Source organism: Halorubrum sp. CGM4_25_10-8A, assembly GCF_005435025.1.
Classification (GTDB): domain Archaea; phylum Halobacteriota; class Halobacteria; order Halobacteriales; family Haloferacaceae; genus Halorubrum; species Halorubrum ezzemoulense.
The window spans coordinates 186,723-204,939 of the sequence record NZ_SGTX01000001.1; the positions used below are offsets into that span (position 1 = coordinate 186,723).

19 protein-coding genes are annotated in these 18,217 nt (G+C 68.2%); 11 read left to right on the forward strand and 8 right to left on the reverse strand.

Going from position 1 to position 18,217, the window contains the following annotated elements; all coding sequences use genetic code 11:
• Nucleotides 1-7 precede the first annotated feature (7 nt).
• Genes EXE52_RS00935 through EXE52_RS00950 form a run of 4 tightly spaced genes read left to right on the forward strand, consistent with a single transcriptional unit; the run spans nucleotide 8 to nucleotide 3,687 of the window.
• On the forward strand, nucleotides 8-967 hold the full coding sequence (locus EXE52_RS00935) for a branched-chain amino acid ABC transporter permease (protein ID WP_004596315.1): 960 nt from the start codon (nucleotides 8-10) through the stop codon (nucleotides 965-967).
• Nucleotides 964-2,145: a branched-chain amino acid ABC transporter permease gene (locus tag EXE52_RS00940; RefSeq protein ID WP_004596316.1), complete on the forward strand. Its 1,182-nt coding sequence runs from the start codon at nucleotides 964-966 to the stop codon at nucleotides 2,143-2,145. Before EXE52_RS00935 ends, EXE52_RS00940 begins: the two co-directional genes overlap by 4 nt.
• On the forward strand, nucleotides 2,138-2,926 hold the full coding sequence (locus tag EXE52_RS00945; protein ID WP_049929902.1) for an ABC transporter ATP-binding protein: 789 nt from the start codon (nucleotides 2,138-2,140) through the stop codon (nucleotides 2,924-2,926). The genes EXE52_RS00940 and EXE52_RS00945 overlap by 8 nt, the downstream gene beginning before the upstream one ends.
• An 8-nt stretch (nucleotides 2,927-2,934) precedes the next feature.
• Nucleotides 2,935-3,687, forward strand: coding sequence for an ABC transporter ATP-binding protein (locus EXE52_RS00950; protein WP_044965613.1), 753 nt, complete (start codon nucleotides 2,935-2,937; stop codon nucleotides 3,685-3,687).
• A 31-nt stretch (nucleotides 3,688-3,718) separates the two neighbouring features.
• Here the strand turns inward: EXE52_RS00950 and EXE52_RS00955 are convergent, their stop codons facing one another.
• Complete coding sequence (locus tag EXE52_RS00955) at nucleotides 3,719-4,516, reverse strand: RIO1 family regulatory kinase/ATPase (RefSeq protein WP_137703398.1); 798 nt, start codon at nucleotides 4,514-4,516, stop codon at nucleotides 3,719-3,721.
• Between the two features lie 145 nt (nucleotides 4,517-4,661).
• Here EXE52_RS00955 and EXE52_RS00960 point away from each other — a divergent pair, with 145 nt between their 5' ends.
• Nucleotides 4,662-5,810, forward strand: a complete 1,149-nt coding sequence (locus EXE52_RS00960; RefSeq protein ID WP_137703399.1) for an acyl-CoA dehydrogenase family protein — start codon at nucleotides 4,662-4,664, stop codon at nucleotides 5,808-5,810.
• A 43-nt stretch (nucleotides 5,811-5,853) separates the two neighbouring features.
• On the opposite strand, the gene EXE52_RS00965 is transcribed toward EXE52_RS00960, so the two are convergent.
• The gene (locus EXE52_RS00965) at nucleotides 5,854-6,444 is read right to left on the reverse strand and encodes a hypothetical protein (RefSeq protein WP_086219841.1); all 591 of its coding nucleotides are present in this window, start codon (nucleotides 6,442-6,444) and stop codon (nucleotides 5,854-5,856) included.
• A gap of 147 nt (nucleotides 6,445-6,591) precedes the next feature.
• Between EXE52_RS00965 and EXE52_RS00970 the strand changes: the two genes are divergently transcribed.
• Nucleotides 6,592-7,137 carry a halocyanin domain-containing protein gene (locus tag EXE52_RS00970; protein WP_089307786.1) on the forward strand — a complete coding sequence of 182 codons (546 nt, stop codon included), beginning with the start codon at nucleotides 6,592-6,594 and terminating at the stop codon, nucleotides 7,135-7,137.
• A gap of 56 nt (nucleotides 7,138-7,193) precedes the next feature.
• On the opposite strand, the gene EXE52_RS00975 is transcribed toward EXE52_RS00970, so the two are convergent.
• Nucleotides 7,194-7,712 (reverse strand): hypothetical protein, encoded by a 519-nt coding sequence (locus EXE52_RS00975; protein ID WP_089307787.1) that lies wholly within the window; start codon nucleotides 7,710-7,712, stop codon nucleotides 7,194-7,196.
• 155 nt (nucleotides 7,713-7,867) lie between these two features.
• Between EXE52_RS00975 and EXE52_RS00980 the strand changes: the two genes are divergently transcribed.
• The 3 genes from EXE52_RS00980 to EXE52_RS00990 all read left to right on the forward strand — a co-directional run bounded on the left by EXE52_RS00980 (nucleotide 7,868) and on the right by EXE52_RS00990 (nucleotide 9,789).
• Entirely contained in the window at nucleotides 7,868-8,143 is a 276-nt protein-coding gene (locus EXE52_RS00980) for a cytochrome C oxidase subunit IV family protein (RefSeq protein WP_049929908.1), read from the forward strand.
• 165 nt (nucleotides 8,144-8,308) lie between these two features.
• Complete coding sequence (gene tenA / locus EXE52_RS00985) at nucleotides 8,309-8,968, forward strand: thiaminase II (protein ID WP_086215972.1); 660 nt, start codon at nucleotides 8,309-8,311, stop codon at nucleotides 8,966-8,968.
• Nucleotides 8,969-9,039: 71 nt separating this feature from the next.
• Nucleotides 9,040-9,789: a GNAT family N-acetyltransferase gene (locus tag EXE52_RS00990; RefSeq protein ID WP_049929911.1), complete on the forward strand. Its 750-nt coding sequence runs from the start codon at nucleotides 9,040-9,042 to the stop codon at nucleotides 9,787-9,789.
• A gap of 52 nt (nucleotides 9,790-9,841) precedes the next feature.
• Here EXE52_RS00990 and EXE52_RS00995 read toward each other — a convergent pair whose 3' ends face one another.
• On the reverse strand, nucleotides 9,842-10,834 hold the full coding sequence (locus EXE52_RS00995) for an NAD-dependent epimerase/dehydratase family protein (RefSeq protein ID WP_089307788.1): 993 nt from the start codon (nucleotides 10,832-10,834) through the stop codon (nucleotides 9,842-9,844).
• Between the two features lie 59 nt (nucleotides 10,835-10,893).
• On the reverse strand, nucleotides 10,894-11,034 hold the full coding sequence (locus EXE52_RS18370; protein ID WP_167373062.1) for a hypothetical protein: 141 nt from the start codon (nucleotides 11,032-11,034) through the stop codon (nucleotides 10,894-10,896).
• 79 nt (nucleotides 11,035-11,113) lie between these two features.
• On the opposite strand from EXE52_RS18370, the gene EXE52_RS01000 reads away from it, so the two are divergent.
• Nucleotides 11,114-11,587, forward strand: coding sequence for a hypothetical protein (locus tag EXE52_RS01000; protein ID WP_089307789.1), 474 nt, complete (start codon nucleotides 11,114-11,116; stop codon nucleotides 11,585-11,587).
• 37 nt (nucleotides 11,588-11,624) lie between these two features.
• Here the strand turns inward: EXE52_RS01000 and EXE52_RS01005 are convergent, their stop codons facing one another.
• Both EXE52_RS01005 and coxB read right to left on the reverse strand, forming a co-directional pair.
• Nucleotides 11,625-14,123: a cbb3-type cytochrome c oxidase subunit I gene (locus EXE52_RS01005; protein ID WP_049929915.1), complete on the reverse strand. Its 2,499-nt coding sequence runs from the start codon at nucleotides 14,121-14,123 to the stop codon at nucleotides 11,625-11,627.
• On the reverse strand, nucleotides 14,120-14,896 hold the full coding sequence (gene coxB, locus EXE52_RS01010) for a cytochrome c oxidase subunit II (RefSeq protein ID WP_049929918.1): 777 nt from the start codon (nucleotides 14,894-14,896) through the stop codon (nucleotides 14,120-14,122). Before coxB ends, EXE52_RS01005 begins: the two co-directional genes overlap by 4 nt.
• Nucleotides 14,897-15,179: 283 nt before the next feature.
• On the opposite strand from coxB, the gene EXE52_RS01015 reads away from it, so the two are divergent.
• Entirely contained in the window at nucleotides 15,180-15,602 is a 423-nt protein-coding gene (locus tag EXE52_RS01015; protein WP_049929919.1) for a hypothetical protein, read from the forward strand.
• 43 nt (nucleotides 15,603-15,645) lie between these two features.
• On the opposite strand, the gene EXE52_RS01020 is transcribed toward EXE52_RS01015, so the two are convergent.
• Complete coding sequence (locus EXE52_RS01020; RefSeq protein WP_086215966.1) at nucleotides 15,646-18,144, reverse strand: RND family transporter; 2,499 nt, start codon at nucleotides 18,142-18,144, stop codon at nucleotides 15,646-15,648.
• Between the last annotated feature and the right edge of the window lie 73 nt (nucleotides 18,145-18,217).

Below are 18,217 nucleotides of genomic sequence, written 5' to 3' on the forward strand. Positions count from 1 at the left end.
CCGACCGATGACCGTCCTCGGATACCTGGCTAACGGATTGGTGTTCAGCAGCATCATCGTCCTCGGCAGCATCGGGCTGTCGCTGGTGTACAGCATCGCGGACTTCGCGAACTTCGCGCACGGCGACACGATGACGATCGGTGCGTACTCGGCGCTCGTGACCTTCGGCGCCGTCGGCGGGCTCGGCGGCGCGGTGTTGGGGCTCCCGTACGGCTTCTTCCTGGCCTTGGTCGTCGGGATCGCAGTCGCCGCGGTCGTGGCGGTCGCCACCGAGAAGCTCATCTACGAGCCGCTCGACGTCGACTCGATCGGCCTGCTGATCACGTCGATCGGGATCGCGTTCATCTACCGCGCGGTGATCCAGATCCGGTTCGGCTCCGACTTCACCCGGTTCGACGTCCGGCCGCTGCGGCCGATCGAGGCGCTGGTGCCGTACGGCGTCCGGATAACGCTCCACGACGTCGCGATATTCGGATCGGCGGTGGCGCTCGTCGTCGGGCTCCACGTCCTGCTCCAGTACACCGACCTCGGTCGGAAGATGCGCGCGATGGCGGACAACCCCGACCTCGCGCGGGTTAGCGGTATCCGGACGAAGCGGGTCAAGCTGTGGACGTGGGTCATCGGCGCCGGGCTCGCCGGCGCGGGCGGCGTGTTCCTCGGACTGTTCAATCAGCTCGCGCCCCGGATGGGCTTTAACCTCCTGTTGGTGATCTTCGCGGCGGTGATCCTCGGCGGGATAGGCTCCGTCTACGGCGCGATGGCGGGCGGGTTCCTCATCGGCATGATAAACCAGCTAACGCCGTTCTTCTCCAACGTGGTCGAGGCGCTACCGATCCGTCCGAACTGGCTCGCGACCGTGATCGAGAACATGATCACCATCGAGTACGCGAACGCGATCGCGTTCGTGATCATGGTCGTCGTGCTGTTGGTCCGGCCCAACGGGATCGCCGGGGAGGGCGCGACGTGAGCCTCCTCGACGACCCGAAAGCGGCGTTCGCAGACCTCTCCCGCCCGGAGGGGTGGGTGCTTGGCGTCAGCGTCGCGTTCGTACTGTTCCTCTTCGTCGCGATGCTCACCGGCGCGCTCGGTCCGACGTACTTCCTGTTCCTCGTCGGGCTGGCGGGGATGTACGCGCTGTTGTCCTTCGGGCTGAACGCCCAGTGGGGGTTCACGGGACTGATCAACTTCAGCGTCGCCGCGTTCTTCGGCATCGGCGCGTACGGCACCGCGCTGATGACCGCGAGCGGCTCGCCGATCGCCGGCGGATTCAGTCCGCTCGTCGGGCTCGCCGTCGCGCTCGTCGTCGCGCTCGCGCTCGCGCTGCTCATCGGCATCCCGACGCTCAGGCTCCGGGCCGACTACCTCGCCATCGCGTCGCTCGGGCTCGCGGAGGTCGTGCGGCTGATCGTGTTAAACGAGCGCTGGCTGACGAACGGGAGCGCGGGGCTGCGCGGCATCCCGGGCTTCTTCGACGGGTGGCCGGTGCTCTCGACGTTCCCGGAAGCGATGCCGGGGCTCCGGCTGGAGGTGATCCCCGGGTCGCCGGTGATCCTGGAGACGGCGTTCTGGCAGGCGTCGCTGAACGTCCTGTTGGTGCTCGCGTTCGCGGGCGCGGCGTACTTCGTCCTCCGGCGCGCGCACCGATCGCCGTGGGGGCGCGTGCTACGCACGATCCGCTCCGACGAGGACCTCGCGCGGGCGCTGGGCAAGAACACCTACTCGTTCAAGATGCAGTCGTTCGTCCTCGGGAGCCTGATAATGGCGCTTGCGGGCGTCTTCTACGCGCATCTGAACCTCTACGTCGGGCCGGGCGACCTGGACCCGATCACGACGTTCTACGCGTGGGTCGCGGTGATCTTGGGCGGCAGCGGCTCCAACCGTGGAGCGCTGTTCGGCGGGATCGTCATCGTCACGATCCGCGAGGGGACGCGCTTCCTGAACGACGTGGCGCTCCCGATCGACCCCGCGCCGTTGCGACTGCTGTTGATCGGCGTCGTCATCGTCGCCGTCATGCGCTACCGGCCGCAGGGGGTCCTCCCGCCGCAGCGGGAGCTGATCTGGCCGAGCGCGGTCGGCGGTGGCGGAACGCCCGAGACGCCGGACAGCGGCGTCCGCGAGCGGAAGGGAGGTGGTGACGATGAGTGAGGGCGCGCTTCCGAAGGAGGACGCGGTCCTCCGCGTCGACGACCTCCAGAAGTCGTTCGGCGGGCTCGCGGCGACCGACCACGCGACGTTCGCGGTGGAGCGCGGAACCATCACCGGGCTCATCGGCCCGAACGGCGCCGGGAAGTCGACGCTTTTCAACCTCATCTCCGGCTTCTACGAGCCGGACGGCGGGACCGTGGAGGTGAACGGGACCGACGTGACCGGCATGGAGCCGTACCAAGTCGCGGAACACGGGCTCATCCGGACGTTCCAGACGCCCCGGAAGCTGGAGGGGATGACGGTCCGCGAGGCGATGCTGGTCGGCCCGCGGAAACAGCCCGGCGAGTCGTTCCTCACGCTTTTCACCTCGCCGGGGACGGTCGCGGAGAGCGAGTCGGCGAACCTCGCCGAGGCGGAGCGGATACTGGAGGACTTCGAGATCGACCACCTCGCGACCCAGCCCGCCACCGACATCTCCGGCGGCCAGATGAAGCTCGTCGAGCTCGCGCGGGCGATGCTCGCCGAGCCGGAGGTGCTGCTGCTCGACGAGCCGGTGGCGGGGGTGAACCCGACGCTGGCGAAGAAGCTCAAAGGCCAGATCCGGCGGCTCAACGAGCAGGGAACGACGTTCCTGCTCATCGAACACGACATGGAGTTCGTGATGGACCTGGCGGACCCGATCGTCGTCTTGGATCAGGGACACGTCCTGACGGAGGGGACGCCGGAGGGGGTCCGGAACGACGACCGCGTCATCGACGCGTACCTCGGAGGCGGAAGATGAGCGACGGTATGACAGACGACACGACCGGGGCCGCGGACGGGCCTCACGGCGGAACCGACCCCGTGCTCTCGCTGTCGGGCGTCGACAGCGGGTACGGCGAGGTGCAGGTGCTCGACGACTGCTCGGTCCGGCTCGACCCGGGCGAGATCGTCTGTCTCGTCGGGCCAAACGGCGCCGGGAAGTCGACGGTGCTCAAGACCGCGTTCGGGATGTTGACTCCGTGGACGGGGACCGTCGAGTACCACGGCCGCGACATCGGCGGGATGGCGCCCGAGGAGATCGTCCGCGAGGGGATCGGCTACGTCCCCCAGACCGACAACGTGTTCGGCTCGCTGACGATCGACGAGAACCTCCGGATGGGGGGCGTCGCCCGCGACGGGAGCCTCGAGGAAGTCATCGAGACGCTGTACGACCGGTTCCCGATCATCGACGAGAAGCGCGGCTCGAAGGCGAAGACGCTCTCCGGCGGCCAGCGTCAGGTGCTCGCGTTCGCCCGCGCGCTGGTGATGGAGCCCGACGTGCTGCTCATCGACGAGCCGTCGGCGGGGCTCGCACCGAACACCGCCGACGACGTGTTCGAGGACGTCAAGGAGGTCAACGACATGGACACGGCGATCCTCATGGTCGAGCAGAACGTGACGAAGGGGCTCGGCATCTCCGACCGCGGCTACGTCCTCGACCAGGGGACCGTCCGGTTCGAGGGGACGCCGGAGGAGCTGCTGAACGACGAAGAGGTCTCGCAGCTGTACCTGGGCGGCTGAGTCTCCGGTCGGTCCGCTTTCTCGCGGCGTCTCACGCCGTGCGCTTCTCGAGCTCGCCCGTCAGCTCCGCGGCGTCGAAGTCGTGGTCGGGACGGATCGCGACGAAGTCGAGGAATCGGCGCGCCGCGAGCAGCTCGTCGGTCGAGTAGCTCGTCAGCGCGGCGGCGATCGCGTCGGCCGCGCCGAGGATCGGCTCCAGCGCCGCGAGCGCGCTCGCGAGGTCGTACGCGCGAGCGGCCTCGCGCCCGTCCTCGCTCACGCGGGTCGCGTCGATGACGTAGAGGTCGCTGTCGGCGACGAGGACGTTCTCGGCCCGGAGGTCGCCGTGCGCGAGCCCCGCGTCGTGGACGGTCCGCAGCGTCGAGAACAGCTCTGGCGCGAGCCGGGCGACGGCGTCGGCGTCGAGCTCGCCCAGCGTGCGGAACTCGGGGAGGTACTCCAACACCAGCACGCCGAGGTCGCCGACCTCGAACGCCTCGACCGGCTCCGGCGCGTTGACGCCGAGCTCGCGGACCCGGCGGGTCGCCTCCAGCTCGTGACGCGCCATCTCGTAGGGGGTCTCGTGGCGCTCGAAGAACCCCTCGGTGCCGGACGAGACCGCGCCGAGGTTCCGCCCGGTGGTGAACAGCGCGTGGACGAGCGTGTTCTGCCGGGTGATCACCTTCACGAAGAGGTCGTCGTCGACGACCATCGGCGTCGACAGCCAGTTGTCGGCGTCGAGAAACCGGACCCGGATCGTATCGCGGTCGTACTGGTCCGCCAGCTCGCGCGCGACGCGCTCGACGTCGGGCCAGTCGACGCGCCCCCGGACGAGCTCGCGGAACTCCATACCGACGGCACGCGGCGGCGCCTGATAAGTCGTCGGCTCGCGGCGGCGCCTGATAAGTCGTCGGCGCGGGGCGACACCGCCGACCCCGCTACAGTCCATCACGGTCGTTCGCATCGTTTATGCCCACGCGTCGCAATTCTTGCTCATGGACTTCGAGGTACCCGCCGAACACCGGATGATACGCGACACCGTCCGAGAGTTCTGCGAGGAGGAGATCGCGCCGATCGCCCAGGAGATCGAGGACGAACACCGCTTCCCCGAGGAGGTGTTCGAGTCGCTCGCGGACTTGGACATGATGGGGATTCCGGTCTCGGAGGAGTACGGCGGGCTCGGCGGCGACCAGCTGATGTACGCCCTGGTCACGGAGGAGCTCGGCCGCGTCTCCGGCGGGATCGGCCTCTCGTACGCCGCGCACACCTCTCTGGGCGCGAAGCCGATCGACCTGTTCGGCACCGACGAACAGAAGGAGGAGTGGCTCCGCCCGCTCGCTGAGGGCGAGGGGCTCGGCGCGTGGGCGCTCACGGAGCCCGGGAGCGGCTCGGACGCCTCCGACATGGACACGACCGCGGAGTACGACGCCGAGGCGGGCGAGTACGTGCTGAACGGCACCAAGCAGTTCATCACGAACGCGAACGTCGCGAACTCGGTCCTCGTGAAGGCGGTGACGGACCCCGAGGCCGGCTACGACGGCATCTCGACGTTCATCGTCGACCCCGAGAACGACGACGGGTTCGAGGTGACGACGGTCTGGGACAAGATGGGGCTCAACAGCTCGCCGACCTGCGAGATCAGCTTCGACGACGTGCGGATCCCGGAGGACCGGCTGCTCGGCGAGGAGGGCGAGGGGTGGACACAGACGATGAAGACGCTCGACGGCGGGCGCATCTCCATCGCCGCGCTCTCGGTCGGGCTTGCGCAGGGGGCCTACGAGGCCGCCAAGGAGTACTCCGGCGAACGCGAGCAGTTCGGCAAGCCGATATCGAAGTTCGACGCGGTCCGCGACAAGGTGGTCCACATGTACCGGCAGATCGAGCGCGCCCGACTCCTCACCCACCGGGCGGCGACGAAGTACGACGCCGGGGAGTCGGTCACCCGGGAGTCGGCGCTGGCGAAACTCGACGCCAGCGAGGCGGCCCGCGAGGTCGCCGAGGAGGCGGTCCAGACGCTCGGCGGCTACGGCTACACCACCGACTTCGCGCCGCAGCGCTTCTACCGCGACGCGAAGCTGATGGAGATCGGCGAGGGGACCAGCGAGATCCAGCACGTCGTCATCGGGCGCGAACTCGGCCTCTAGTCGGGCGAGTCGTCAGTCAGCGACGCCGGGCGCTCGGCGCGCCTCAGGGGAATTCGATCAGGTCGTCGTCGACGGCGCGCAGGCTCTCCGCGAGCCGCGAGCCTTCGGGGACCGCCCGCCGGAACGGCGCCGAGCCGAACGCCGCCTCACCGTTGACGGAGACGAGCCCGAGGTCGACGGGGTCGCCGTCGAGTCCCGTTAGGAACGCGACGGTGCGGACCGCGGGCACGTCGCCCGCCCGCGCGTCCGGGTCGATGGAGCCGTACAGCGTGCGGTTCTCCGCGACGTGGTGGACGCAGGTCGGCGTCGGCGCGAAACACAGGAGGTAGCGCGCGCCCGGCTCGGTGCGACCGAGCTTGGGGCGGAGCGCGTGGCGTTCGTCGACGTGGAAGTACCGCTCCATCCGGCGGTACTGGCGCAGGATCTCGTTCGCGCCGGTGGCGCGGCGGACCGCGGCGTCGGCCTTGAGCTCGATCACGCGGTCGACCGGTTCGGGCGTTCGGGTTCGGACGAAGAGGTCGACGACCCCCTGCCGCCCGTCGGCGTCGTACGGCTCCTCGAGCCGGATCGCCGGCGACTCGGCCGTCGCCTCGTAGTGTTCGACGAGCCGGGTCGCGAGCGCGTCCTCGCGCATGGCTCTCGCGAGGCGTCGGAGGGCGATAAGTCCGCCCTTCGCGGCGCGCTGCGACCGCCCGCCGACCGGAGTCATAGCCGCTCGGGAAATTCCTGCGAACCGGAAGCTATCACGGGGTTTGTAAGGCTTCGACCCCTACGAAAAGTGATGTCTGATAAACTGTCCAGACGGCGGTATCTCGCCGGAACCGGCGCCGCGTTGACCATCGGGACACTCGCGGGCTGCTCCGGAGGCGGTGACGGCTCCGACGGGTCGGACGGTTCCGACGGTTCCGACGGTTCCGACGGCTCCGACGGCTCCGGCGGAGGCGGCAGCGCCGTCGAGGACGTCCCGAGCGAGATAGACGAGTACCTGTCCGAGGCCCGGATGTACGAGGGCACCATCATGGACTTCACGGGACAGGACGAGGTGACCGTCGAGGTCGGCGCCGGCGACGTCGGGTTCGCCTTCTCGCCGGCGGCGATCCGCATCGACTCCAGCACGACCGTCGTCTGGGAGTGGACCGGCAACGGGGGCGCGCACAACGTGGCCTCGGTCGAGGGGTCCGAGTCCGACTTCAACAGCGGCGACTCCGTCTCCGAGGAGGGGCACACGTTCGAGCAGTCGTTCGACAACACGGGGATCCAGCTGTACCAGTGTACCCCCCACCAGGCGAACGGGATGCTCGGCGCCATCGAAGTCGTCGAAGCGTAAGCGGCTCACTTCGCGCGGTTCGAACGCGAGCGGATTTTTTCACGCCTGCTCGGCGTTCACGAGAGGAACGACCAGCGCACGTCAACGATCCGGTCGCGTTCGCTGGTGACCGTGGGCCGCGCGAGGTGGTCGTTGGCGTTGGCGCCGGCCTCGGCGAGCCGCGACAGCGCCTCCTCCAGCGTGCGCTCCGAGCGCTCCACGCTGGCGTCGCGTTCGTAGGGGGCGTCGATCGGGTCCGCCGGCGAGTTCGAGATCGCGATCGCGTCGGTGAGGTCGCCGCCGATCGCGTGCGGCGGCTGGTGGAAGTGCCAGTCGCCGACCGTGAGGAAGAGCCACACGTCGCCGTTGATGGCGTGGTACTCGCCGGTGACGCCGTCGGCGTCGTACGCGACGATCCTAGAGAGGACAGCGGTTTTGAGCCGGTAGAGGGCGTCTTTCCGCGCCGAGCGGACGTTGCTCTCGGTCACGTCGCCGCGCTCGTAGGCGGCGGTGGCCTCGTCGGCGAACTGCTTCGCGACCTTGTTGACGACGTACAGCGATTCGAGCAGGTCGTCCGTCGGTTCGAGCGGAGTCACGAGGGGTACCGGTCGGGGCTGCGACCGGACGCAGATGGGGTCGTCGCGCTGATAGGCGTTTCGGGATCCGAGACGCCGAGACGGACCTCGCCGTCGCCGCAGCGGGTACCCCGGATGGTTAATTCTTTAAGCGCAGGGACGAAGGGGTGAGTAAGATGGCGCACGACTCCGTGAAAATGTATTCGGCGATATACGTCGCCCTCCTAGTCGCGGCGACGCTGAACTTCGCTCTCTTCGAGACGTCGTTCATCGAGTTCACCTACGCGCAGGCGCTCGGCGGCACGCTGGTGATCGCGACGGTCAAGACGCTGCTCATCGTCGCGTACTTCCAGCACCTGAAGTGGGAGAACCGCTCGCTGACCTACCTGATGGGGCTCGCGCTCGCGCTCACCATGCTGCTGATGGCGGCCGCGACGTACTCCATCTCGTAACGACTCGCGGCGTCTCTTTCTCGCTCGAACGCCTCCGAACCGTTTTCCCGGCACTTTCGCCGGGTTTTCGCTCGACCGAGCACGGTCCCGACGAGGGTCTTTCTGCTGCCACCACCTAGTGGTATTAGTTAGTTATAACTCGCCGCAAGACGAGGGGCCGATGCGATGGGTTTCAGCGACCGACTCCTCGAGGCCGGATCAGAGATCTGGGACGCACAGAAGCGACACCCGTTCGTCGTCGAACTCGCGGAGGGTGAGCTCGACGAGGGCGCGTTCCGTCACTGGGTGAAACAGGACTACCGGTACCTGCTCGACTACGCGCGCGTCTTCGCGCTCGCCGGTACGAAGGCCGACGACGAGGAGACGACGCGGCGGTTGACGGCGACCGCGCACGCGACGCTGGACGACGAGATGGACCTCCACCGGTCGTTCGCCGCCGACTACGGGCTCTCCGTCGACGACCTCGACGCGGTCGAGAAGGCGCCGACCTGCGCCGCCTACACCGACTTCCTCGTCCGGACGGCCCACGAGGGGTCGATCGCGGAGATCGCGGCCGCGATCTACCCGTGCGGGCAGGGGTACCTCGACGTCGCCGACCACATGGCGAGCCTCGCGACCGAGACCCACCGGTACACGCCGTTCATCGAGAAGTACAACAGCGACGCGTTCCGCGAGACGGTCGCGTGGATGCGAGACCTCGTGGACCGGTACGGCGAGGCGTACCCGGGCGAGCGCGACGCGATGCGCGCGGCGTTCCTGCGGAGCGCCCGCCTCGAACACGCGTTCTGGGAGATGTGTTACACCCGGGAGACGTGGGAGGTCTGAGTCGAGGAGCAGTCGCGCCGATGGCGGGAACGCCGACCGAGTTTTTTGTAGCCGGAGCGTGATCCGTCCGCATGGACCTACGCGCCGCAACGGTCGAAGACGTCGACGCGGTCCGGTCGGTCGCCCGCGAGTCGCTCGTGGCGTCGTACGGACACGCCGTCGGCGAACAGCTGCTGGACGAGGCCGTCGAGGAGTGGTACGACGCCGACGACCTCGGGGACGACATCGACGACGACGACGCGGTGTTCCCGGTCGCCGCCGTCGACGGCGACGTGGTCGGGTTCGCGGAGAGCTACGTCGTCGGCCGCCGCGAGCGGGTCGGCGAGATCGACTGGCTCCACGTCCACCCCGACCACAGGGAGTCCGGCATCGGCTCCGCGCTCCTCGAACGGGTCGAGTCCGCGCTCCGGGATGCCGACGTGGACCGGATCGAGGCGCGCGTCCTCGCCGACAACGAGGCCGGCACGGCGTTCTACCAGCGAGAGGGGTACGAGCTCGCCGGCGAGCGCGACGTCGACATCGGCGGCGAGCCGTTCGCGGAACGGGAGTACCGGAAGCAGATCGGTCGCCTCACCGGCATCTCTGAGGCAATCTACGAGACGGACGACGGAGACCGGGTCCACGTCGCCTTCGACGAGAGCGAGCGCGGGTCGCTGGCGCCGTTCTACGTCGCCTACGTCGACGCGGACCACGAGCGCCGGTACGGCTACCTCTGCGGCAACTGCGAGGGAACGGACGTCGCGATCGACACGATGGACCGGATGGAGTGTCGCAACTGCGGCAACCGCCGGAAGCCGACGCGGTGGGACGCCGCGTACTGACACGCTCCGGCCCGCGGAGAACGTCGCTCCGCGCTACGCCGAGACCACTCTCTCAGAGCGTCTGTTTCACGCCGATGACCCGCTCCTCGGCCTCGCGGCCGGGGTCCCACTCGCTCCCGTCGCGGTCAGATTCGCGGTGCTCCTCCACGGTCCGTGCCATCGCTTCGTCGACCGGCGTCGACTCCCAGCCGAGGTCGGCGAGCCCGCAGGTGTCGAGCAGGTGCGGGTACTCGCGGTAGAGGACGAAGTCGTCGGCGTCGAGCCCGCCGGCCGCGAGCGCGTCGTCGCTCGCCGGGACGACCTCACAGTCGACGCCGGCGGCGTCGGCGATCGTCTCTAACGTCTCTCGTAGGGTGAGCGCGCGTCGGTCGCCGACGTTGTACGCCGCGCCCGGCTCGCCGCGCTCGGCGACGATCCGCAGCGCGCTCGCCACGTCCTCGACGTACGCCCGGTGCCAGAGGTTCTGTCCGTCGCCGGGGACGACCACGCGGTCGTGCGAGAGCACGCGGTCGATCCAGTAGTCGAGCCGCTCCGTGTAGTCGTGCGGCCCGTAGACGATACACGGGCGAACCGCCGTCGCGGACACGCCGTCCTCGGCGGCCGCGAACACCGCGCGGTCGCCCTCGGCCTTCCGATTGCCGTACGTCTCGTGGGCGTCGTCGGTGGCCTGCGCGTCGGTACACGGCTCCAGCGGCGTCTCGCCCTCCCGCTTGGGGATCTCCTCGGCCGCGTAACTGGATCCCGACGAGATGTACACGTAGCCGTCGACGTCGGCGAAGATCTCGGTCGCGGTCTCCACGTCGGCCGGCTGATAGGCGACGCAGTCTATCACGACGTCCGGTTCGACCGACAGCTTCGCGGCGCGCAGCGCGGTCTCGTCTTTCCGATCCCCCTCGACGTGGGTCACGCGGTCGTCGTCCGCGAATGGGTTCTCGTGGTTCCCGCGGTTGAATATCGCGACCTCGTAGTCGTGTGCCAGCAGTTCCTCGACGGTGTGTCGCCCGATGAACCGCGTGCCGCCGACGACGAGCGCCGTGTCTGTCATACCCGAGATCCGATGAGCGAGGTAAAAAACGTGGCCGAACCGGAAGGCGACGGGCCGGCTCAGTCGTCGCCGCGGGGCCCGTCGCCGCGCCACCGGCGATACAGGAGGTACGCGACGCCGAGGCCGATCCCCCAAGTGCCGACGCCGAACACCGCGAACGCGACCCCCGAGAGGAACTCACCGAGCGGAACGCCGAACATACCCGGGTTCGGCGCGTCCGCCACATAAACGCTCCGAGAGAGGGGTAGGTTCTCGGGGCGGGAACCCGTACGGGCGCTCATGACAGACCACACGCGTCGGCGACCCTGGCTCGCCGCCCTGCTCGCGCTCGTCGTCTCCGGGCTCGGCCACGCATACCTCCGCCGGTGGGCCCGCGCGTTCGGCTGGTACGTCGCGGTCACCGCCGCGGTCTTCGTGTTCGTCCCCGAGGCGGCGATCTCCGGCGTCCTCGCCGGCGAGCCCCCGCCGCTTCGGGACGTGGCCCCCGCCGCCGCGGTCGTCGGCGCGAGCGTCATCGACGCGTACGTCGTGGCGCTCCGCAACAACCGCGAACACGAGCGGGAACGCGACGCGGCCCGCTCGGCCGACGCCGCGGAGCCGACCGCCGGCGGAACGGTCGACGGCCCGGCCGCGCCGTCAACGGAGACGACGAGCGACGAGACCGTGCGCTGTCCGGAGTGTGGCAAGGAGACCGACCCGACCGTCGACTTCTGTCAGTGGTGCGCCGAGCCGCTCGGCGACGACGCTACATGAGTGGACGAAAGGGAAAAAGACCGGACCGCGACCGACCTCAGAAGAGGTAGAACAGCGGGAAGATGAACACCCAGACGATGTCCACGAAGTGCCAGTAGAGGCCGAAGTACTCGATCGGCCGCTCGTCGTCGAGGTAGTGACCCTGGTAGGCCCTGACGAACAGGAAGATGGCGATCACTAAGCCGAGCAGCACGTGGATCCCGTGGAGTCCGGTCGTGACGTAGTAGATCGACGCCTGAATCGGGTCGCCGTGGGCGTTCGCCGAGATCGTCACGCCGCGGTCGAATATCTCGTGGTTCCACTCCCACAGCTTGATGGCCATAAACGTGAACCCGAGCAGGATGGTCGTCCCGAGCGTCGCCAGCAGCCCCTGCCGGCTCTCGCGGCGGGCCGCGACCAGCGCGAGGATCACCGTGAACGAGGAGGTGATCAGCACGAAGGTGTTGATGAGCCCCGGCAGCGACTCGGTCAGCGGCGACCAAGTCATCCAGCCCGCGTTGTAGCGGACGAAGATGGCCGCCGAGAGGAACGCGCCGAAGACGATCACGTCGGAGGCCAAGAAGAACCACATCCCCAGCTTCACCTTCTCGACGCCGTTGAACGGCCAGCGCTCGGCGAACTCGGTCGGCGGGGCGTAGAAGTCTTCGAGTCCCCACTTCACGCCGGTGTAGAGGAGCCCGACGAGGCCGGCCACGATGGCGATCGGATACATCGCGTTGGAGATGACGACGTTGCTCTGCAGCGCCGTCTCACCCAGCTCCACGGTGACCGCTTCGGCGAAGCCGGAGAAGCCGAACAGCGTGACGCCGAGCGCGAGCGCGAGGGCGAACGGCCAGATGCTCGCGTGACTCGGGTGTTTGTCCCAGTAGGGGTACTCCGAGATGTGCGCCGAGTGACTGTCGCCGCCGTCGGTGGCGACGTCGCCGTTGTCGTCGGTCTTCATCGCGGGGCCGCCGTCCGGCACGTAGTCTTTCACGAACTCCAGTTTCCCGGAGGCGTACGACGGCCGGTTCGGCCAGTTCTCCAGCGGCGGGGGCGAGGAGACCGCCCACTCCGCCGTCCGCGAGTAGTCCCACGGGTTATCGCCCGCGGGCTCGCCGGAGACGTAGGACTTCGCGAAGTTGTAGAACATGATGAAGAACGAGAACCCGAGCACGAAGGCACCGATCGTCCCGAACTGGTGGTAGATCTGGAACTCGGGGTTGTACTCGAACACCCGGCGGGGGGTCTCCCAGCCGAGGAACATCGAGAAGTAGACGGCGTTGAAGCCGATGAAGAAGATCACGAAGTGGAGCTTCCCGAGGAACTCGTCGTACATCTTCCCCGTTATCTTCGGGAACCAGTAATAGGCCCCGCCGAACAGCGCCGTCGCGCCGCCGAACATCACGTAGTGGAAGTGCGCGACCACCCAGTAGGTGCCGCGGAACTCGTAGTCGAGCACGATGGCGCCGAGGAAGACGCCGGTGATCCCGCCGAGGATGAACAGTAGCAGCGCCCCGAACGCGAACAGGAACGGCGTCGTGAACTGGATCCGCCCCTTGATCAGCGTGTAGATCAGCGCGAAGACGACCAGGTCGAACGGCAAGGAGATGCCGATGGTCGTCGCCATCATCAGCGTCTTGATCTCCAGGTTGATCGTCGTCAGGAACATGTGGTGCATCCACACGAGGAACGACTGGACGGAGATCAGACAGATGGAGATGATCACCCACTTCCGGCCGACCAGGCGACGCCCGGAGAACGTCTGGAACAGCTCTAGCATGACGCCCAGCGCCGGGAAGAAGACGATGTACACCTCGGGGTGACCGAAGAACCAGAACAGGTGGCCCCACAGGAGGGACCCGCCTTCGGTCGCCGAGAAGTAGACGCTGCCGAGGACGCGGTCGGCCGCGAGGATGAGCCCGACCGCGAGCAGCGCGGCGAACGCGAACAGCATCATCCACACGGTCGCGAGCATCGACCAGGTGAACATCGGCATGTCCATGATCCCCATCCCCTCGGCGCGGGAGTGGTGGATGGAGGTGAGGAAGTTCACCGTCGACGTCGTCGTGCCGGTGACGAACATCGCGAGCGCGAGGACCGCGCCGGTCGACCCGATGCTCGGGGTGTACATCGGCACGTTGAGCGGGGCGTATATCGTCCACCCCGCAGAGAGGGTCCCGCCCTGGAAGAAGCTGACCGCGAGCAGGACGCCCGAGAACAGGTACAGCCAGTACGAGACGGCGTTCAGCCGCGGGAACGCGAGGTCGTCCGCCCCGATCTGAAGCGGCACGAAGTAGTTCGCAAACCCGAACGCGAACGGCGAGAGGAACCAGAACACCATTATCAGCCCGTGCGCGGTGACGGCCTCGTTGTACGCCAGTCCGGAGAGGATCTGGCTCGTCGGGTCCCACAGCTGGAGGCGGATGAGCAGCGCCATCACGCCGCCGAACAGCAGGAAGAACAGCGCGGTGATCGTGTACAGGATCCCGATGTCCTTGTGGTTGGTCGTGACGAGCCACCGCTTGACGGAGGTCGTCGGCGGGAGTCCGCTCATGCGCTCACCCCGCTAGGCGCGGTGACGCCGGCTCCGGGCGCCTGAACGTTGGCGCTCGCGGAGCTGTTGCCGGTTCCCGCGTACCACTCCTCCCACTCGTCTTGCGGGAGGACCGTGATCTGGCTCTTCATCTGCGAGTGACCCGGGCCGCACAGTTCGAAGCACTCGACGCGGTAGGTCGCCTCCCCGCCTTGCGCCTCGACGTCCTCGGAGCTCACCGCGAACCACGTCTCGCTGTGATCTCCGGGGATCGCGTCGGACTTTATCCGTAAGTCCGACGAGCCGAAGTTGTGCCACACGTCCCTCGACGTGATGTTGAGGTCGATCCGCTGGTCGGCCGGCACGATCAGCTCACCCCGTTCCGTGTGTCCGTTTGGGTACTCGTACGCCCACCCGTACTGGTAGCCTTCGACCATGATCTCGATGTCGCCCTCGTCGCCGGTGTCCGGTCCGTCCTCGACGTAGAGGAGCAGCCCGTACGCGTACACAACGAGGCTGATGACGACGATCGCGCTCAACCCGAACGAGAGGAAGAGCTTCTTCGCTTTCGGACCGCCCTGTCCCGTGGGGAGCTCGCCGACGACCGGCGCGTCGAACTCTTCGTCCGACCGGTTCCCGTCGTCGCGGTACTTGTACACGTTCCACAGCGTGTACGCCACGACGATGGTGCCGACGAGGGTGCCGAGCGCGAGGAAGACGAAGAAGATCTCGTCGAAGACCTCCGCCTGTGCGCGCCAGTCACTCCCCTGTTGTAGGATAACTGGATCTATCATGTTCGTCTGTCTGCCCTTGTACCTCCCTTGGCGATGGTACACTTATCTCTTGTGTAGCGGGCCGGGCGATCGGACGAGAGAGGCAGCGATTCAGGCACCCGAGCGGAGCCGGAGCCGCTCCGCCGACGAACCCGGCGACGGTCGAGCGGGACACGCAGCGAACGGCGCGGGCGCACGTGTCGGAACGCGGGGAACTCGCGCGTCGAAGGGTATTTGTACGCGCGAACGGAGGCCCTAACAACGGATATCCATGACATCACTAACCCTCTTGAGTACGGGGCTGATGGGCCTCCTCGTCGTCGCCACCTTCGTCGCGGTCGCCGAGATCGGCGCGAAGCGAGCGGCGCCCGGTCGCGACGGCGGCGGCGGTAGCTACGAGGCGATCGTCGAGACGCTCGGCGACATCGCCCGGACGCCAGTCGTGTGGGCGATCTCGTTCGTGGGCGTCACCGTCCTCTTCGGCGGCAGCATCATCCTCGGCGTCGGGAGCTTCGGTATCCCGGAGGGGCTCGCCGGCACCCTAGTGAACGTCGCGTACCTGATCGTCGGGCTGCTCCTCGTTGGCTTCGTCTTCCTCGGCGCGTACTTCGCGACGCGGAGCCGCGGACTCGGAAACGCGCACGGCGTCGCCGCCGGCACCCTCGCGACCGGCGCCGCGTTCCTCGTCCTCGTCACGGTCCAGCTCCTCGTCGGCGTCGTCGGCTGATCGACGGGAAACGCGTTCTCTCCCCGGCGAAACCCTTCGACCGTCAGCGCCCGCTCTCGGCGCCGGAACCGCGGAGCCCGTCGTCGAGCCCGAGCCCGACGCGCGAGCCGTACCGGTCCCACACGACGACGAGGGACGGCACGAGCAGGATCGAACAGAGGTAGGCGTAGAACACGCCCAGCGCGAGCAGGACGCCGAAGTCGCGAAGCAGGGGGATCACCGCGAGCCACAGGACGCCAAGCCCGGAGACCGTGGTGAGCATGCTGCCTGTGAGCGCGCCGCCGGTCCCGGCGATGGTGACGTCGAGCGCCTCGTCGATCGGGAGCCCCTCTTGATACTCGTCGACGAACCGGTGGACGAAGTGGACGGTGTAGTCCACCCCGAGCCCGATCGACACCGAGAGGATGGGGGCGTTGATCGGCGTCAGCGGGATGTCGAACAGCCGCATCGACCCGATGAGCAGCCCGACGGTGACGAGGACGGGAACGAGGTTCAGGAAGCCGTAGACGGCCTTCCCCTCCAAGTACGCGTACGACAGCGCCAAGAACAGCGCCGTGAGCCCGAAGGCGGCGAACAGGCTCCGGATCGCCGACTCGGTCAGCAGGTCGATCACGGCCTCGTTGACCACGAGGGAGCCGGTCGGCACCGCTTCGAGCGGCGTGCGCTCGGCGAGGTCGCGCACGTCGGCGACCGCCTCGGAGTCGTCGACGCCAGGTTTGATCGTGAAGTCGACGCGCGCGCTGCCGCGGTCGGCCGCCACGTATCCTCGGGCGCGGCTCTCCGCGGAGGAGTCCAAGAGCGCGTCGTACACCTCGTCGACGTTGCGGTCGGGCACGCCGTTCCCGAGGCGGTCGTTGCGCTCTACCAACGCCGCGAACTCGGGGTCACGCGACGCGCGGTCGTCGATCACGGTGACGACGCTCGTCGCCTGCGCGCGGCGCTCGTCGGTCGTCGCGAAGGTCTCCGGCGGGTTCCGCGCGGTCCGGTCGATCAGTTCTAGGGCGTCGTCGTCTCTCACCGACTGGTCGATGTACAGCGTCACCGACCCCACGAAGTCCTGTTCGAACTCCTCCTCGAACAGCGTCAGCACGTCGAGGAACGTGTAGTCGGTCGGCGCGAACGGCTCTGGCAGCTCCGCGTACGTCTCCAACCGGTCTTGATCCGGGAAGAAGGCCTCCTGCGAGAACTCCGTGTCCACGCCGGAGCCGTAGGCGCCGCCGGCGGCGCCGCCGAGGAGGAGGAGCACGACGACCGCGACCGGAGCGATCCGCGAGAGGTCGACGCCGACGCGGAGGACGCGCGCGATCCGCGAGCCGCCGGTGCCGAGCGCGCTCGTGCCGAACTCCGGGATCGGGAGCCCCTCGCGCCACCGGTCAGAGAACACCTTCGCGGCCGGGAGGAAGACGCCGAAGATGATCAGCGTGAACGTGATCCCGGCGGCCGCGACGATCCCGAAGTCGCGGTTGGGGTCGAACGGGCTCGCGACGTTGGAGACGAGCCCGAACACGGTGGTGATCGTCACCAGCAGGAAGGCGATGAGCAGCTGGTCGGTCGTGGTCCGCATCGACCGCTCGATCCCGGCCCCGGTCGCCCGCTCCTCGCGGTAGCGGTTGACGATGTGGATGCCGAAGTCGATCCCGACCGCGAGCAGGAGCGGAAACACCGTCACGAGCGAGTTGGAGAAGGGGATCCCGGCGTACCCCATGAACCCGAACGTCCACAGGAGCGACATGAGCAGTGCTGACAGCCCGATCGCCATGTCGAACGGGTCGCGGTACGAGAAGATCAGGAATCCGACGATCAGGATGAGCGCCGCCGGGAAGACGATGATCGCGGTGTCGGTCAACAGCGCGGTTATCTCGGACTGGAGGACGCCGTCGCCGAAGAGGATCGCGTTCTCGCCGGCGACGTTGCCCGGGACGGAGTCGACGACGTCGACGCTGCGGGTCTGGAGCTCCGTCACCCGCGCCGTCGTCGCCGACGCCGGAAGGTCGTACGTGATCCCCACGATCGCGGTGTCGGCCGCCTGCGCGGTGGGGTTGTAGTCGACGGACACCTGCGCCGCGATCGCGCCCGTCGCGTCGGCGTCGGCGATGGCGGCCCGCAGTTCGGCGGGCGTCGCCTCGGCCACGGCGTCGCGTCGCTCGGCCGCGCTCGCGGCGGTCGAGTCCAGCTGTCGGGCGACCGCGTCGGCGTGGCTCGACGTCGACGCGACCCGGAGCGTCGACCGCGACTCCAGCCGGTGTTGGGTCTCCAAGGTTCGTAGCAGCGCGTCGCGAGAGAGGACGTTGTCGTCGGAGACGATCACCTGCGCGGAGGTGGCGGAGCCGCCGATCGACGTCTCGAACTCCTCGTCGATGTCGTCGAGCGCCCGCTGTGCGGGGATGTCCTGCGTGAACTGGTCCGTGCCAGCGTTCGTCTCGATGCCGGTCAGACCGCCCGCGAACGCGGCGGTCACGAGGATGAAGACCGCGATGACCGCCAGCGGCCGCTCCGTGACGACGCGGTCGATCTCCTCGATCAGCCGGTCGACGGCGGTCACGGTCGCCCCGCTGTCGGACGTTCACTCGTCGGCGACGGAAGGCTGGCCGACGGGGAGCGAAGGCGGTGGCGCT

Coding starts and splice junctions, on each gene's coding strand:
- EXE52_RS00935 (WP_004596315.1), top strand. CDS start 8: ATGACCGTCCTCGGATACCTGGCTAACGGATTGGTGTTCAGCAGCATC.
- EXE52_RS00945 (WP_049929902.1), top strand. CDS start 2,138: ATGAGTGAGGGCGCGCTTCCGAAGGAGGACGCGGTCCTCCGCGTCGAC.
- EXE52_RS00950 (WP_044965613.1), top strand. CDS start 2,935: ATGACAGACGACACGACCGGGGCCGCGGACGGGCCTCACGGCGGAACC.
- EXE52_RS00955 (WP_137703398.1), bottom strand. CDS start 4,516: ATGGAGTTCCGCGAGCTCGTCCGGGGGCGCGTCGACTGGCCCGACGTC.
- EXE52_RS00960 (WP_137703399.1), top strand. CDS start 4,662: ATGGACTTCGAGGTACCCGCCGAACACCGGATGATACGCGACACCGTC.
- EXE52_RS00965 (WP_086219841.1), bottom strand. CDS start 6,444: ATGCGCGAGGACGCGCTCGCGACCCGGCTCGTCGAACACTACGAGGCG.
- EXE52_RS00970 (WP_089307786.1), top strand. CDS start 6,592: ATGTCTGATAAACTGTCCAGACGGCGGTATCTCGCCGGAACCGGCGCC.
- EXE52_RS00980 (WP_049929908.1), top strand. CDS start 7,868: ATGGCGCACGACTCCGTGAAAATGTATTCGGCGATATACGTCGCCCTC.
- tenA (WP_086215972.1), top strand. CDS start 8,309: ATGGGTTTCAGCGACCGACTCCTCGAGGCCGGATCAGAGATCTGGGAC.
- EXE52_RS00990 (WP_049929911.1), top strand. CDS start 9,040: ATGGACCTACGCGCCGCAACGGTCGAAGACGTCGACGCGGTCCGGTCG.
- EXE52_RS00995 (WP_089307788.1), bottom strand. CDS start 10,834: ATGACAGACACGGCGCTCGTCGTCGGCGGCACGCGGTTCATCGGGCGA.
- EXE52_RS18370 (WP_167373062.1), bottom strand. CDS start 11,034: ATGTTCGGCGTTCCGCTCGGTGAGTTCCTCTCGGGGGTCGCGTTCGCG.
- EXE52_RS01000 (WP_089307789.1), top strand. CDS start 11,114: ATGACAGACCACACGCGTCGGCGACCCTGGCTCGCCGCCCTGCTCGCG.
- EXE52_RS01005 (WP_049929915.1), bottom strand. CDS start 14,123: ATGAGCGGACTCCCGCCGACGACCTCCGTCAAGCGGTGGCTCGTCACG.
- coxB (WP_049929918.1), bottom strand. CDS start 14,896: ATGATAGATCCAGTTATCCTACAACAGGGGAGTGACTGGCGCGCACAG.
- EXE52_RS01015 (WP_049929919.1), top strand. CDS start 15,180: ATGGGCCTCCTCGTCGTCGCCACCTTCGTCGCGGTCGCCGAGATCGGC.